Source organism: Streptomyces sp. NPDC102514 (assembly GCF_055584525.1).
Genome location: NZ_JBVJLW010000003.1, coordinates 433,826 through 449,161 on the forward strand (window position 1 = coordinate 433,826; position 15,336 = coordinate 449,161).

At 71.8% G+C, this 15,336-nt stretch carries 12 protein-coding genes; 9 read left to right on the forward strand and 3 right to left on the reverse strand.

Annotation, left to right across the window (positions count from 1 at the left end; all coding sequences use genetic code 11):
* Nucleotides 1-546, reverse strand: a complete 546-nt coding sequence (locus tag ACZ60E_RS10110; RefSeq protein WP_453790915.1) for a hypothetical protein — start codon at nt 544-546, stop codon at nt 1-3.
* Nucleotides 547-760: 214 nt separating this feature from the next.
* Between ACZ60E_RS10110 and ACZ60E_RS10115 the strand changes: the two genes are divergently transcribed.
* On the forward strand, nt 761-1,228 hold the full coding sequence (locus ACZ60E_RS10115; protein WP_469439315.1) for an excalibur calcium-binding protein: 468 nt from the start codon (nt 761-763) through the stop codon (nt 1,226-1,228).
* Nucleotides 1,229-1,264: 36 nt separating this feature from the next.
* On the opposite strand, the gene ACZ60E_RS10120 is transcribed toward ACZ60E_RS10115, so the two are convergent.
* Nucleotides 1,265-1,792: a hypothetical protein gene (locus tag ACZ60E_RS10120; RefSeq protein WP_385838388.1), complete on the reverse strand. Its 528-nt coding sequence runs from the start codon at nt 1,790-1,792 to the stop codon at nt 1,265-1,267.
* Between the two features lie 102 nt (nt 1,793-1,894).
* Here ACZ60E_RS10120 and ACZ60E_RS10125 point away from each other — a divergent pair, with 102 nt between their 5' ends.
* The 3 genes from ACZ60E_RS10125 to ACZ60E_RS10135 all read left to right on the forward strand — a co-directional run bounded on the left by ACZ60E_RS10125 (nt 1,895) and on the right by ACZ60E_RS10135 (nt 4,545).
* Entirely contained in the window at nt 1,895-2,587 is a 693-nt protein-coding gene (locus ACZ60E_RS10125) for a response regulator transcription factor (RefSeq protein WP_384804159.1), read from the forward strand.
* On the forward strand, nt 2,584-3,900 hold the full coding sequence (locus tag ACZ60E_RS10130; RefSeq protein WP_469439316.1) for a sensor histidine kinase: 1,317 nt from the start codon (nt 2,584-2,586) through the stop codon (nt 3,898-3,900). Before ACZ60E_RS10125 ends, ACZ60E_RS10130 begins: the two co-directional genes overlap by 4 nt.
* A 93-nt stretch (nt 3,901-3,993) precedes the next feature.
* Nucleotides 3,994-4,545: a PepSY domain-containing protein gene (locus ACZ60E_RS10135; protein WP_469439317.1), complete on the forward strand. Its 552-nt coding sequence runs from the start codon at nt 3,994-3,996 to the stop codon at nt 4,543-4,545.
* 213 nt (nt 4,546-4,758) lie between these two features.
* On the opposite strand, the gene ACZ60E_RS10140 is transcribed toward ACZ60E_RS10135, so the two are convergent.
* A complete protein-coding gene (locus ACZ60E_RS10140) occupies nt 4,759-6,078 on the reverse strand; it encodes an NtaA/DmoA family FMN-dependent monooxygenase (protein ID WP_469439318.1) in 1,320 nt (439 codons plus the stop codon).
* Between the two features lie 676 nt (nt 6,079-6,754).
* Here ACZ60E_RS10140 and ACZ60E_RS10145 point away from each other — a divergent pair.
* From ACZ60E_RS10145 to ACZ60E_RS10165, 5 genes are all read left to right on the forward strand, one after another.
* Entirely contained in the window at nt 6,755-10,567 is a 3,813-nt protein-coding gene (locus ACZ60E_RS10145) for a S8 family peptidase (protein WP_469439664.1), read from the forward strand.
* A 503-nt stretch (nt 10,568-11,070) separates the two neighbouring features.
* Complete coding sequence (locus tag ACZ60E_RS10150; RefSeq protein WP_469439319.1) at nt 11,071-12,363, forward strand: ABC transporter substrate-binding protein; 1,293 nt, start codon at nt 11,071-11,073, stop codon at nt 12,361-12,363.
* Nucleotides 12,364-12,427: 64 nt separating this feature from the next.
* Nucleotides 12,428-13,366: a carbohydrate ABC transporter permease gene (locus ACZ60E_RS10155; protein ID WP_384804168.1), complete on the forward strand. Its 939-nt coding sequence runs from the start codon at nt 12,428-12,430 to the stop codon at nt 13,364-13,366.
* Nucleotides 13,367-13,381: 15 nt separating this feature from the next.
* Entirely contained in the window at nt 13,382-14,209 is an 828-nt protein-coding gene (locus ACZ60E_RS10160; RefSeq protein WP_210892972.1) for a carbohydrate ABC transporter permease, read from the forward strand.
* Nucleotides 14,206-15,279, forward strand: a complete 1,074-nt coding sequence (locus ACZ60E_RS10165) for a LacI family DNA-binding transcriptional regulator (RefSeq protein WP_469439320.1) — start codon at nt 14,206-14,208, stop codon at nt 15,277-15,279. Before ACZ60E_RS10160 ends, ACZ60E_RS10165 begins: the two co-directional genes overlap by 4 nt.
* Nucleotides 15,280-15,336: the final 57 nt, after the last annotated feature.

Below are 15,336 nucleotides of genomic sequence, written 5' to 3' on the forward strand. Positions count from 1 at the left end.
TCAGACCGTGTGGTCGAGGGCTGTGGCGGCGGGGCGCGGGCCCACGGAGAGCTGCGGCTCGCGCATCGCCAGACGGCTCCTGACGAAGATCGTCGCCAGCCGGGTGATCACCTCGGTGAGTGCCATCAGCACGAACGCGGCGACCCAGGCCTGGCTGGTGGTGATGTCGTGGGCGAGGCTGAACCGGCCCACGTCGTCGGCGCCGCCGTGGTCGACCCACACCTGGAATCCCATGCGCGCGCCCATGCCGAGGACCCACAGGACCGCCGATATGGCGCCCGCCTTGATGAAGAGGTGTCCGTCGGCGCTGCGGATCCGGGTGTAGACGCCGCCTGCGACGCCGAGCGCGGCGCCTGCACCGACCAGCGCTCCGATCAGCACGAGGTCGTTGCCCGCGGAGGGGATGGTGTGCAGGTACTGGGAGGCCACGAAGGCCACGATCCCCAGCGGGATCACATAGGACTTGAGGCCCAGACGGCCTTCCCGCAGCTGCCGGAAGACAACGAGCACGAGGGCGATATCGGTGATCCAGTCGGTGGTGGTCATGCCCTCAAGACTGGCGTTCCCGGGCCTGGAACGCCTGGACCCACGGGTGGAAGTACGGGTGGAGTTCGGCCTCGGGTCGCCTCCACCCGCGGCCGATCCGGCGGGGTCGTCGGGCCGGTATCCCGGCCACCCGTCCGGCCCACCATCGCGCGCCGCCGGGCCGGTCTCTTCCTAGCGTCGACACGATGGCCATTCGGGCCAGTAGGAGGAACTCATGCCACGCCGTGTCACCCTCGCATGCATAGCCGGTGCCATCGTGTCCGTCGCCTCATTCACCGGGACCGCCCACGCCCAGGACCTCGACTGCCGCAACTTCACCTACCAGGAAGACGCGCAGGCCGTGTACGACCAGGACCCCAGTGACCCGAACCGGCTCGACGAGGACCAGGGCCCGGACGACGGCATCGCCTGCGAAGTTCTGCCCCGCCGTAGCGTCGCCCTCACCACCCCGGCCTCACGTGCCCCCTCCTCTGCTCCCTCCTCCGTCCCCTCCTCCGCGCTGCCCACACTCGGAGCGCGTGCCGGCGTCGGCGGCGCCTCCGCGTCGCATCCTTCGGGCTGGGACATCGGCATCGGTGCGAGCCTCACCACGGGCGCGGTCCTCGCGGTCGGCCATGTCGCGCTGCACCGGCGCGGGCGACTCCACCGTCTCGTTTCCAGAGGCAGCCGCGACAAGCAGTGACCCCGTGTCCGTCGGCGTCCGGTGCGTCGAGCCGCGTCAGTCGTCCTGCTTCCACGAGCCGATGGGGCGGCCGTCCACGCAGCGCACTCGGAGTTCGGCCTTGCCCGCGGCGCCCTCGAACTTCACGTCGGCGTGTTCGTCGTCGGGGCCCGGGTCGGCGCTCTTCACTCCGTATCCCTGAGCGGGGGCCCACGACAGCAGCCGTACGGTCCCTCCCTGGCAGGTTGCGATGGCCGTGCCGCCCGGCGCGGAGAATGTCTTCTGGACCCCGTCCCCGGTGGCGGTGGGAACGGGCGTGGCAGAGGACGTGGGCGTGGACGTGTGCTCCCCGGTGTCAGGAGTCGCGCTCGGTGTCGCCGTGTCCGATCCCCCACCGGGGCCGGTCGACGACGAGGACTGCGCCGCGTCGAGTTGCTGCTCGACCTGTTCCGCGCTGAGCGTCCTGCCGTCGGAGGAGCCGGTGATCCCGTCCCCGATGATCTCGACGGCGGCCAGGCCGGTGAGCGTGGCGGCCACGGCGGCGGCCGTCCAGCCGGCCAGGGCGAGGAAAGTACGGGATGGCATGCGTACGACTATGCCCCGGCCGTCGATAAGGCGGGCACCGGGGAAGCCTAAGGGATGGTTAACAGCGCGGACCTGCCCGACCGCTCGGATAGCGTGCCTGCTGTGGTTCACCTCCTGATAGTCGAAGACGACCCGACGATACGGACGCCGTTGCTCCGCGCCCTGCGCGAGCGCGGTCACGCCGTCGCCGCCGCGCACACCGCGATGGGCGGGCTGCAGACAGCGCTGGACGAGCGTCCCGATCTCGTGGTCCTCGACCTCGGCCTGCCCGACCTCGACGGCATCGAACTGCTGCGCATGCTGCGGGCGGTCAGTCCCGTCCCGGTGATCATCGCGACGGCCCGGGACGACGAGGCGGAGATCGTCCGGGGGCTGGACGCCGGCGCCGACGACTACGTGGTCAAGCCGTTCACCGCCGCCCAACTGGAGGCACGGATCAGGGCGGTGCTGCGGCGCGGCACCAACTCCCGGGAACCCGCTGCCGCGACCGTCGTCGGTGAACTGCGCATCGACCCGGGCACGCGCGAGGCGAGCCTCGCCGGAACCGTTCTCGACCTCACACCCCGCGAGTTCGACCTCCTCCACCATCTCGCCGGCCGGGCGGGACAGGTCGTCAGCAAGCGGGAACTGCTCACCGAGGTGTGGCGGGTGCCGTACGGAAGCGCCGACAAAACCGTGGACGTACACCTGTCCTGGCTGCGCCGCAAACTCGGCGAGAGTGCGCAGGAACCCCGCTATCTGCACACCGTACGAGGTGTCGGTGTCAGGCTGAGCGCGCCCGCGGACCCTGCATGAGACGCCGGCTGACCCTGCTCGTCGCGGCGACCATGTGCCTGGCGCTCCTCGCGTTCGTCGTACCGCTGGCACTGCTGCTGCGTACGGTCGCGCAGGACCGTGCCACCGTCGCCGCCAACGCGGATGCGCAGAGCCTCGTCTCGCTGGTGGGGACCGCGGACCCGGCGACCCTGCGGACCAGCGTCGAGCACGTGGCCGCCGGGGCCCGGGGGCCGCTCACCGTCTTCCTCGCCGACGGGTCGGTCCTGGGCACCCCGGTGGCCAGGACCAGTGCCGTACGGCTCGCGGGCCTGGCCGGGGTCAGCCGGACCGTGGAACGCGCCGACGGACGCGAGATCGTCGTGGCTGTGCTCGGCCGCCCGGACGGCACCGCTGTCATCCGCGCCTTCGTGCCCGCCGCCGAACTGACCCGCGGGGTCACACAGGCCTGGCTGGTACTCGCCGGTCTGGGCGTCGCACTCCTGCTGCTGGGCCTGCTCGTGGCCGACCGCCTCAGCCGCGCCCTGGTGAGCCCCATCTCGGATCTGTCCGCCGTGTCCCACCGGCTCGCGCGGGCCGACCTCACGGCCCGCGCCCGCCCCGACGGGCCGCCGGAACTGCGCGAGGTCGCCGGCGCCCTCAACCATCTCGCCGACCGGATCCAGGAGTTGCTGCGCGAGGAACGCGAACAGGTCGCGGACCTCTCCCACCGGCTCCGAGCACCCCTCACCTCCCTGCGGCTGGAGGCGGAATCACTGACCGGAACCGACGCCGCCCGGATCACCGCCCGCGTGGACGCCATGGAACGGGCGGTCACCGGTCTCATCAGCCAGGCACGGCACCGCCCGGAGACGGACGCGCACGCGCAGAGCGACGCGGCCTCGGCGCTCCGCGACCGGGTGGCGTTCTGGACCGTACTGGCCGAGGACACCGGGCGGGCCGTCACCCTGGACGTGGCAGCGGAGGGCCCCCTGCCCGTCGGTGTCCCCGCGGACGAACTCGCCGCCGCCGTGGACGCGTTGCTGGGGAACGTGTTCGCCCACACCCCCGACGGGACCGCCTTCTCCGTCACCCTGTCACCCCGCCCCGGCGGTGGAGCCGTCCTCACGGTGGCCGACGACGGCCCCGGGCTGTCCGCGGACCTGGCCCAGCGAGGCACCAGCCTCGGCGGATCCACCGGCCTGGGCCTGGACATCGCCCGCCGGGCCGCCCAGTCCAGCGGCGGCCGCATGACCCTGACGACCGGCCGGTCGGGCGGCGCCCGCGTGACCCTGGAACTGGGATCCCCCACGCCCCGGCTCTCCCCTCTCCCTCCTTCTCCCCCTCCCTCGTGATCGCCTTAGCGCGCTCTTAGCATTGCCGCAGCGCGGCCCTATCCCGGCCCGCGCGAACCTCTCCTCAACACCAGCAATCACAGGAGGTTCGCCATGAAGCGCGCATCACTCGTCCTGCTCACGTCGGGAGCACTGGTCGCCGCGATCACCGGTACCGCGTTGGCGGGCGGAAGCGACGACGCGTCGCAGTCCCGCAGCACGTCGTCGGCCTCGGCATCGGCATCGGCCTCACCCGGACCGGCCTCCGACGCACCTAGCGCGTCCCCGTCCCAGTCGGAATCCGAATCCGAGTCCGGGTCGAAGTCCGGGGCGCCGACCACGGCCCCGACAACGGACGACGACACGACAGGACCGGCCACAGCCACGGCCACCCCCACGCACCCGAACTCGTCGGTGGGCAGCCGACGCGCCGGGGAGATCGCGCTCGCCCACGTGGGCGGCGGAACCATCAGCGAGGTCGAGGCCGAGACGGAACACGGCCGCGCGGTGTGGAGCGTGAAGATCCTCAAGAACGGCAGCCGGTACGAGGTCCACGTCGACCGGGGCAGCGGCGAGATCACGCGGTCACGCACCAAGTCCGACGACGACCACGGTGGCTCCGAGGACGACGGCAGTCACGGGCGCCACGGCCGTCACCACGGCTGATCCTGCGACTGCTGGGTGCCGGCCGCGGCGCTACCCGCGTGAGAGCGTGCGGGTGACGCCGGTGGCGATGGTCGTGGCCGGCACCCGGCCCGCGGCGGTCGACGTCGCCGCGGACCACTGCTGCCGGCCACCCGGGGTGACAGCGTGGCGGACGTCGACGGGCCCCGCGCAGTCCGGTCGCCGTATCCGTTGCGGCGCGGTCGCCGGGCCGGTTCAGGCCCGGGCTGTCGCGGTCGCGGGGGCTCGGGCCGGCAGTTCGAGGCCGAGGTTCTCGCGCAGGGTCGTGCCGGTGTAGTCGGGAGCGACGATCTTCCGCTTGCGCAGCTCGTGGAGGAGGCCGTTGACGGCGAAGTCGTGCTGGTTCGGGTCCGCGAGGCCGCTCAGCGAGATGACGTCGAGGACACCTGCCCGGAACCGTTCCTCGACCGCGTCGGCGAGCTGCTCGGGCGTCCCCGCGGCGGCCCAGTGCCCGGTGTCCTGGGCCGCGACGACGAGCTCCCGCAAGGTGTAGCCCTGGCGCGCGTAGCCCGCGAAGATGTCGACGCGGCCACGGCGGCGGTTCACCGAGGTGAGGTCGGGCAGCAGGCTCTCCGGCAGCTTCGCGTCCAGCGGGATCTCCGACAGGTCGACTCCCCCGCCGAGCATGTCGGCCACCTGGGTACGGCCGCGCTCGAAGTCGATCGACTCCCGCCTCTCGCGTACGAGCCGCTGTGCCTCCTCCTCGGTCGAGCCGTAGGTGGCGTGCAACGAGCTGAAGATGAGCGGCAGTCCGCCGGCCCGTCCGAAGCGTTCGGCCCGGCTCCGGATCTTCCGGGTGAAGTCCACCGCGATGTCCAGGGCCGGCAGCGAGGTGAACACGATCTCGGCGTACCGGGCACCCAGTGCCTGCCCGGCCTCCGACTGCCCGGCCTGCATCTGTACGGGGCGGCGCTGCGGCAGCGGCGGGATGTTCAGCGGGCCCGCCACGGTGAAGAACGGACCCGAGTGGTCGATCGGATGCACCCGGTCGCGGTGCAGCACCGCCTTGCCGTCCGCGCCGACGGTCAGCGCCCCGGGTTCCCAGCTGTCCCACAGGGCGTTGACCACCTCCAGGGTCTCCGCGGCGCGCGCGTAACGCTCCTCGGGGCCGGGCAGGTCACCCGGGCCGAAGTTCTCCTCGCCGATGGAGGAGGTGACCAGGTTCCAGGCGGCCCGTCCGTTGCTGACGTGATCGAGGGTGCCGAACAGCCGGGCCAGGTTGTACGGATGGTGGAACGTCGTCGAGACCGTGGCGATCAGGCCGATCCGCGAGGTCACCTGGCTCAGCGCCGAGACGAAGACCAGCGGTTCCTGCGAGCCGATCGGGCCCTGGGCGCCGAAGCTGAGCAGATCGGCGGTGAACAGGGCGTCGATCCTCGCGGCCTCGGCGAGTCTCGCCACCCGCACGGCGGTGTCCAGCGTCGAGCGGGTCGGGTCGATCGCCAGGTCGTAGGTCTCGGACGTGCCGCCTGCTCCGGTCACGGTCTTCAGCGTCCTGGGGCGTTCTGCACTCACGAATCGTCCATTCCCACCGGTCCGTGAGCGATGCCGAGGCCGGTGTCGACGTCCAGGTCGACCCCGACGGCGACACCGAGGCCAGCACCGGTGACGTCTGAGGGAGGAGGAATTCCGGCGGCGCGCGTGGGGGTCGTCCGGACCTGCCGGACACACCGGACCGGACGCGACCGGGCGAGGCTGCGGCACCACGCGATGCGCACGGACACGTGGACGCGCGGAACGCGCGGGACATGCGGGGCGCGCGAGATGTGCGGGGCACACACGGGTTTGCCGGGGAGAGCCGGAACCGAGGTCGGTCGACCGAGGTCAGTTCCGGAAGAAGGGGTCAGCTACAGAGCGCGCCGTGCGTCCGGCACAGGTCCACGTGCCGACGCTTCGTCCAGACCGGCAGCGTCACCGCGCTGCGGACCGGCCTGCCGTGTGACGCGCTCAAGGTGACTCCCGCGCTAGGTGATTGCGCAATGAACGTACGTTGCGGGGGTGCGCCCTTGTCAAGAGCGCACCCCGGCACCCCGCACCCCCGCCCCGGCACCCTCCGCCGCCCAACTCCCCACGTTGCCGGCACATTTCGCGTAACGATCTTTCCGGGAACCCTCTCCCGCAACAGTGGTCGGATGGCTAGTGTCCAGCCGTCCGCTCGCAATCGACTCGATCAAGGACGCCCGTGCGACTGATGCATCCCGGCAGACACAGACTGCTGGCCATCGGAACGGCCCTCGTGGCGCTGACGGCAACCCCGTCCGCCGTCGCGGCCGACCTGGACCTGTCCACCCTCACCGACAACGTTGCCAGTTCCGGCAGCGCGGCCACCGATTCAAAGGCCGACACCCACGGCAAGAGCCACACCGTCACGCTGCTGACAGGTGATCAGGTCACCGTCACTCCGGGTGGCGCCGGTCCCGACACCGTCTCCGTACAGGGGCCGGACGGTCTGCGTGCCGACGCGCGGATCACCCGGCAGGGCGACGACACGTATGTGTACCCGTCGTCCGCCGACACCTATGTCGGCTCCGGCCTGCTCGATCCCGAACTCTTCAACGTCACCCGCCTGTTGGCCGAGGGGTACGGGGACACCCACGCCGACGGCCTGCCCCTCATCGTCAGTTACGCCTCCGCCGCCCGGCGCAGGTCGGACGCCACGTCGTTGCCCGAAGGGGCCACCGGGGCACGGGCGTTGAGCAGTATCAACAGCACCGCGCTCATCCAGGACCGTACCCGGGCCGAAGCCTTCTGGAGCGACCTGACCGCGCCCGAGGCGAAGACGGCGACCACGACCGCGAGCGCCGCCAAAAGCGTCCCGAAGCTGGCCGGCGGCATCCAGAAGGTGTGGCTCGACGGCAAGGTCGAGGCCGAACTCGCGGACAGCACCGCGCAGATCGGCGCACCCGAGGCCTGGGCGAAGGGCAACACCGGTGCGGGGGTCGACGTCGCCGTCCTGGACACCGGCTACGACACCGGGCATCCGGACCTGAAGGACGTCGTCGACTCCTCGGAGAGCTTCGTACCCGGCGAGGACGTCACGGACCGCAACGGGCACGGCACCCACGTGGCGTCGACCATCGCCGGCACCGGCGCCGCCTCGGAGGGCGGCGTCGAGAAGGGGGTCGCGCCGGGCGCGAGGCTGCACGTGGGCAAGGTCCTGAGCGACGCGGGCAGCGGTTACGACTCCTGGATCATCAGCGGCATGGAGTGGGCGGCCCGTGACGCCAAGGCGAAGGTCGTGAGCATGAGTCTCGGCTCCAACGGCCCCTCCGACGGCAGTGACCCGATGAGTCAGGCCGTGAACCGTCTCAGCGCCGAGACCGGCACCCTGTTCGCCGTCGCGGCGGGCAACGCGGGACCGTACGACCACACGGTGGCCGCTCCCGGCGCCGCGGACGCCGCGCTCACCGTGGGCGCCGTCGACGCCGACGACGCCGTGGCGGAGTTCTCCAGCCGCGGTCCCCGGCTGCGGGACGACGCCCTGAAGCCCGAGATCACCGCGCCGGGGGTGGGCATCCTGGCGGCGCGCTCGCAGTACACGTCGGGCTCCGGCTCGTACACGGCGAAGAGCGGTACGTCCATGGCGACCCCGCATGTGGCCGGTGCCGCCGCGCTGGTCGCCGCGGCGCATCCCGGCTGGACCGGCTCCGAGATCAAGGACGCGCTGGTCAGCAGGTCGAAGGCCACACCGGACAACCCGGCCGACGCGGGCGGCAACGGCCGGGTCGACACGGTCGCCGCCACCGAGGGCACGCTGTTCGCCACGGGCACGGTGGACGCCGGTATCCACACCAACAGCAAGCCGGGCGAGACCGTCGAGAAGACGGTCAGGTGGCGCAACGACGGCGCCGCGCCGGTCACGGTCGACCTGTCCGTGGCCGCCACGGAGACGGCGCCCGCGGGCCTGTTCACCGTCGCCGACAAGCAGCTCGTCGTCCCCGCGGGCGGTTCCGCGTCGACGACCGTGACCACCCATCTCGACCGGGCCGCCACCGAGCAGCGCTACACGGCCCAGCTCACCGCCGAGGCCTCGGGCCGGACGCTGACCAGGTCGCTCCTCGGGGTCAGCACGTACGAGGAGCCCTTCCATCTGCGCGTCCAGGTGACCGACCGCGCCGGCGACCCGAGCCCGTCACTCGTCTTCGTCAACTGGCAGCGGCAGGGCGACGAGTACGCCCAGTCCGCGAACGCGGCCGGCGGCGCGCTCGACGCTCTCGTACGGCCCGGTACCTACACGGTCTGGGTCTGGGCGCCGGTCGAGGGAACGCACGGCGAGTCCTCGCGGGGCCTGGCGCTGCTGAGCGCGCCCACCGTGGAGGTGCGCGGCGACACGGACGTCACCCTCGACGGGACGCGTCTGGTGCGGACCCGCGTGGTGACGCCGAAGGCCAGCACGGACAGCGATGTCCGGGTCGACTTCAGCCGCACGTTCGGGGACGACTCGCCTCCGGTCGTCGACTCCTGGACGGTCGGCAGCGGGTACGACAGCCTGTGGGCCCTGCCGACCGCGAAGCCCGCCTCGGGCGAGCTGACCTACACGGCCCGCTGGCGCATGCAGCAGCCCCTCGTCAGCCTGACCTCCGGGAAGCAGGACTTCGACGACCTGTGGGTCCAGCCCGGATCCGCCGACCCGGCCGAGGGCGACCGCACGCTGCGGGCCGTCCACGCCGGTGCCGGTCTGACGGAGGACTACGAAGGGCTGGACGCCCGGGGCAGGATCGCCGTGGTGAACTACCTCCCGGAGGACGAGGAGGACGACGGGGACGGGGAGGGCGACGAGGACCTCACGGCCGGAAAGGCCGCCGCCGCTGCCGCCGACCAGGTGCAGTCCGCGGAGAAGGCCGGCGTCGCTCTGCTGGTGATCGTCAACGACGTCGACGGCAGGCTCCGCGAGCCCGTCCGCAAGACCCCGCTGACCGTCGTGGGCCTGTCCCGCACCGAGGGCACGGCACTGATCGACCGCATCAAGGCGAGCCCGGACGGTTCCGTCGCGATGCGCACGGTCACCCACGCGAGGACGGGCTACCTGTACGACCTCGTGCGCTCCTGGCACGACAAGATCCCCGAGAAGCCGACGTACGCGCCGACCGAACGGCAGCTCGCCCGCGTCGACGTCGACTTCCGGAACGACCCGGCGAAGGAGGTCGACGAGTTCCGCTACGACATCCAGCCCTACCTCGGCGTGAAGATCGGTATGCAGCGGCTGTCCCACTCCGGGGCGCGGCGCACCGACTGGGTGACCTCGGACCGCGAGGTCCGGTGGATGGAGGAGGCGACGACGGCTTTCGCGACACAGAAGTCCGGCGTGGTCACCTACCCGGCCGGGCGGAGCACGTACGTGCAGTGGTTCGGGCCCGTGCAGCGGCCCCGGGTCAACGTCAGCGAGACGCTGCCGCGGCGCACCGGCGACACCGTCGAGGCGTACGTGCCGGGCTGGGGTGACGGTACGAACGGTCATGTGAGCACCTATGGGACCGGTACGACCTCTCAGCGGACGGAGCTGTACCGGGGCAACACCCTGGTGGCGGGTTCCGACGGCTATTCCGTGGCGGGCGAGGTACCGGCGGCCAGGGCCGACTACCGCCTGGTGACCACGACGGAGCGCACCGAGGGCTTCCCGTACTCGACCTCCACCCGTACCGAGTGGGGCTTCGCGTCGGCGACCCCCAGGAAGGGCGAGAGCGGTCTGCTGCCGCTGGTGCAGCTCGACTACCTGATCCCGACGGCGGCCGACGGCACGGCCGGGCGGACCGCGTCCGTGCTGGTCACGGCCTCGCATGTGCCGGGAGTCTCCGTCGCCGCGACCCGGGTCGACAAGGTCGAGGTGTCGTACGACGACGGGCGGAGCTGGCGTCGGGCCTCGCTGTCCACGTCGTCCAAGGGCGCGCTCACCCATCTCGCCGCTCCGCGGACGGCCGATTTCCTCTCGGTGCGGGTCCATGCGTCCGATGCGCGGGGGAACTCCGTCGTGCAGACGATCGTGCGGGCGGTGGGGGTCGGCTGACCGGAGCCGGCCGAGTGCGGGGCTACTGCGGCGCCTGATTCCTGGGCGCCGCGGTAGCCCCCCGGGTCGCCGGGGCCTCCGGCGTAGGCCGCCCTCCGGGGCGCGGGGATCCGACGTGTGGCGGCTGCCGGCCGGCCGTGGCTGAGCGCGCCGTTCCCCCCGCCCCTTCCGGGCACTCGCCCCCTGCCGCCCGGAAGAGCCCCCCGGGACACGGGCATCCGACCTGCGGCGGCTGCCGACCGGCCGTGGCTGAGAGCGCCGTTCCCCCCGCCCCTTCCGGGCACTCGCCCCCTGCCGCCCGGAAGAGCCCCCCGGGACACGGGCATCCGACCTGCGGCGGCTGCCGGCCGGCCGTGGCTGAGAGCGCCGTTCCCCGCGCCCCTTCGGGGCACTCCTCCCTCCCTGGGTCTTGACCGCACGCGGAACCCCTCCTAAAGTCCTCGCACTTCCGCAGGTACATCGATTAACCACTCGTTAACCGCCTTGGTTGGAGACACCCCGCTGTGCGCTCACCGCTGACTCGGCGCGGCTTCCTCGCCGCCGGTTCCGGCCTCACCGCCGCGACCGCCCTGCCCGCTCTGTCCGGCTGTTCCGCGCTGGCCGCGGCGGACTCCGATCCCGACACGCTCGTCGTGCACAGCCAGCTGGGCACCACCGCGCCGGGATCGCCCACCTATCTGGACTCCCTGGACCGCTTCCGCAAGGAGAACCCGGGGCTCAAGGTCAAGAACCTCGTCAACGGCGACGACCTAGCCCAGGTCTACGAGACCTCCCGACTGGCACGTAAAGAGCCGGACGTCGTGATGGTCAACCTGTACGACAAGACCCTGGCCTGGACGGATGTCGGTGCCACGGTCGACGTGAAGGACTATCTGGACGACTGGGGGCTGCGCGAGCGGGTGCTGCCCGTGGCCCTGGACGCCTGGACCGACGGCAAGGGCAGGCTGCGGGCCTTCCCCTACTTCGCCACCAACTGGCCGGTCGCCTACAACCGCTCGCTCCTCGACAAGGCGGGCGTGGACGAGATCCCGGTGACCGGCGACCAATTGATCGCCGCGGCCCGCAAACTGCGGGCCAAGGGCATCGGACCCGTCACCACCGGCGGCAACGACTGGACCGGGCAGAAGCTCCTCGCCCAGATCGTCCAGACCTTCCTCAGCGAGGACGAGGCCCGGCACGTCTACTCCACCGGCGACTTCAGCGGCAGCAGGGGCGCGAAGGAGGGCATCGAGTACTTCGTGGCGCTCCGGGACGCCGGGGTGTTCGTCGACAAGGCGCAGGGTCTGACCTCCGACCTCATGACCACGCAGTACAACACGCAGTCCGCCGCCATCCAGTCGGCGATGTCGTCGGCGCTCGCGAAGGTGCCCGAGGCCGTCGCCCGTCACACGGACGTGGGCGGCTGGCCGCTCGCCGAGGGCGCCGCGCACAAACTGCCGACGATCCTGCGGACGTACACCCTCATCGGGTTCTGGATCAGTCCGAACGGTACGAAGAAGATCGACGCCGTCGAGAAGTTCCTGCGGTTCATGTACCGCCCCGACACCGTGTCCCGGTTCATCAAGGAGAGCGGCCGCGACATGGCGCTGCGCTCCGGCACGGTCAGTACGGACTTCCCGCTGGTCGCGGCGGCCCAGCGGCTGGGGGACGACGTCAGCCAGGTCCTGCTGCCCGATGTGTACGTGCCGCCCGCGGCGACCCAGCCGCTGATCACCGCGACCAGTACGTCCTTCACCCGGGGCATCGGCGCCGCCAGGGTCCGCGCCTCGCTCGAAGCCGCGTACCGCTCCGCATGAGCCTCGCCCCGGCCCCTCCCCCGTGTCCCCCGCGTCCCTCGCCCCAGTCCATCGGAGTCACCGCATGACGACGTTGACGCCCACACCGGGCGACACCACGGTCCGCCGCCCCGGACCGCCGTCCGCCACCGCGGAGCGGCGCCCGCCCCGGCAGGGCGGCACCGGCCTCGCCGTGCCGGCCCTGATCTGGTACCTGGTCTTCATGGTCGGGCCGATGATCGCGATCTTCGTGGTCGCCGCCCTGCACTGGCCGGGCATGCTGCAGCCGGTGTCGTTCGCCGGCCTCGGCAACGTGCGTACGGTCATGGACGACCCGGTCTTCTGGGACGCGGTGCGCAACACCGCCGTCCAGCTCGCCGTCGCCCTGCCGATCATGATCGTGTGCGCGTACATGCTGGGCTACTACGTGGCGCAGAAGCCGCCCGGGCACCGGGTCATCCGCTATCTGCTCTTCATCCCGGGGCTCATCTCGACCCCGGCGAAGGCCATGGTCTTCTACGCCGCCCTCTCCCCCGACGGGCTGGCCAACGGCGCTCTGGAGTCCGTCGGACTGGGCTCGCTGACCGACGCCTGGCTCGCCTCGCCGTCCACCGCGCTGGCCTGCCTGATCGCGCTGGACGTGTGGGCGGGGATCGGCTTCACCGCCGTCCTGTTCGCGGCCCGGCTCGGCAGTGTGCCCGACGAACTCGGCGAGGCCGCGCAGCTCGACGGCGCCGGGCACTGGCGCACGATGTGGCTCATCCACTTCCCCGTCATCCGCGACTACGTCGGTGTCGTGACGATGCTCCAGTTCCTGTGGACGCTCTTCGGGTCCGCCCAGCACGTCCTGCTGCTCACCCAGGGCGGACCGGGCAGCTCGTCCACCACCCTGTCGTTCCTCGTCTACCAGAAGGCGTTCATCGCGGCCGACCTGGGCTACAGCCAGACCGTCGGCGTCATCCTCTTCCTCGCCGGGCTCGTCGGACTGCTCACCATCCGCCGCGCATTCCGCCAGAACTACTGATCGGAGCCGCTCACCATGAAGCTCGGCAAGCGCTGGCTGCCCGCGCACATCCTGGTGTGGTCCTATGCGGTCCTGCTGATCGTGCCGCTCTACTATTTCCTCGCCTCCGCCTTCAAGACGAACGACGAGATCTTCGCGCACCCCTTCGCCCTGCCCACCTCGTTCGGGTTCGGCAACTTCCGTACCGCCTTCGACAGCGCCGACCTGGGGCTCGCCGTCGTCAACTCGACGCTGGTGACGGTCCTCGCGCTCGTACTGACCCTCGGGCTGGCGCTGCCCGCCGCGTTCGCCCTGGCCCGGTCCACCGGCCGGCTCGCGTCGGTCATGGAGAAGGTCTTCTCGCTCGGCTTCCTCATCCCCACCTTCGCGGCGCTCTTCCCGACGTTCCTGCTGGCCGCGGCGACGGGTCTGTTCCACACCCGTACGTTCATGGTGCTGTTCCTGCCCGCGACCGCGATGCCGCTGTCCGTGGTGATCCTGGTGCAGTTCATGCGGACCATCCCGAAGGAGATGGAGGAGGCCGCGCGGATGGACGGCGCGTCGACGTTCGCGGTCCTGCGGCACGTCTACGTCCCGATGTGCATGCCCGGCATCGCGACGGTCCTGCTGCTGAACTTCCTGACCTTCTGGAACGAGTACCTGTACTCGCTCGTGATCATCGGGCCCGATCCCGCGCAGCGCACGGTCCAGGTCGCGCTGCCCACCCTGAAGTCGATCACCGGAACCGACTACGGCGTCCTCACCGCGGGCACGGTCCTGACCCTCGTACCGGTGTGGGTCGTGTACACCGTGCTGCAGAAGCGCATGCAGCAGGCGCTCGTCAGCGGGGCGGTGAAGATGTGAGCACGCCCACCGAAGAGTCCGGCACGCCCGACAGGGCGGCGCGGCGGCCCACCATCAAGGCCGTCGCGGCGGCGGCCGGTGTGTCCACCGCGGCCGTGTCCCAGGCCTTCAACGACAAGGGGCGGCTGTCCTCGACGACCCGCCGCCGCATCCTGGACACCGCGCTGGAGCTGGGCTGGTCGCCGAGCGCGCCCGCCGCCGCCCTGCGCAGTGCTCGCACGCGCACGTTGGCTCTGGTCGTCCGGCGCCCCACCGACGTCCTCGGCGCTGACCCCCATTTCAGCGAGCTGATCACCGGTATAGAGGGTGAACTCGCCCCGCGCGGTTACGGGTTGCTGCTGCACCTGGTCGCCGGCGCGCAGGAGGAGAACGTCCTCTACGAGCGGCTGGCCGCCGAGGGCCGGGTGGACGGCGCGGTGCTCACCGACGCGCGGGCCGTCGACCCCCGTCCCGCGCTGCTGGCCCGCCTCGGCCTGCCCGCGGTGCTGCTCGGCGCTCCCGACCGCGCGGCGGCCGTGCCGAGCGTCGGCCTCGGACAGCAGGGGGCCGGTGTCGAGGAAGTCGTCGCCCACCTGCTGAAACTCGGTCACCGGCGGATCGCCTATGTGGCGGGTCCCGAGGAGTTGCAGCACACCAGGCTGCGGCACGGCGCCTTCGACACGGCCCTGCGGGAGGCGGGGGTACGGCCGGTCGCCGTGCTGCACACCGACTTCTCGGAGGTGTCGGCCGTCGCCGCGACGGTCGCGCTGCTCGACACCGCCGACCGGCCCACGGCCATCGTCTACGCCAACGACTCGATGGCCGTGTGCGGCATGGGCGCCGCACAGCGCGCGGGGCTGCGCGTCCCCAAGGACCTCTCGGTCGTCGGCTACGACAACCTGCCGCTCGGCCGTTGGCTCCATCCGCGGCTGACCACCGTCGACCAGCAGGTGCAGCGGGTCGGCGCGGCTGCCGCGCGGGTCCTGCTCGCCCGGTGCGGCGAGGACGTCGAGGCCGAGCGGCTCGACGACCGGCCCCGGCTGGTCGTGCGCGAGTCGACGGGCCCGGCTCCCCGAAGACCCGCCCCCTGACCCGGCCCCGGGCCCCGGTGTGCCGCACGCCCGCACCTGCCACCGCACCACCGATCG

Coding starts and splice junctions, on each gene's coding strand:
- ACZ60E_RS10120 (WP_385838388.1), bottom strand. CDS start 1,792: ATGCCATCCCGTACTTTCCTCGCCCTGGCCGGCTGGACGGCCGCCGCC.
- ACZ60E_RS10130 (WP_469439316.1), top strand. CDS start 2,584: ATGAGACGCCGGCTGACCCTGCTCGTCGCGGCGACCATGTGCCTGGCG.
- ACZ60E_RS10135 (WP_469439317.1), top strand. CDS start 3,994: ATGAAGCGCGCATCACTCGTCCTGCTCACGTCGGGAGCACTGGTCGCC.
- ACZ60E_RS10145 (WP_469439664.1), top strand. CDS start 6,755: ATGCATCCCGGCAGACACAGACTGCTGGCCATCGGAACGGCCCTCGTG.
- ACZ60E_RS10110 (WP_453790915.1), bottom strand. CDS start 546: ATGACCACCACCGACTGGATCACCGATATCGCCCTCGTGCTCGTTGTC.
- ACZ60E_RS10115 (WP_469439315.1), top strand. CDS start 761: ATGCCACGCCGTGTCACCCTCGCATGCATAGCCGGTGCCATCGTGTCC.
- ACZ60E_RS10160 (WP_210892972.1), top strand. CDS start 13,382: ATGAAGCTCGGCAAGCGCTGGCTGCCCGCGCACATCCTGGTGTGGTCC.
- ACZ60E_RS10155 (WP_384804168.1), top strand. CDS start 12,428: ATGACGACGTTGACGCCCACACCGGGCGACACCACGGTCCGCCGCCCC.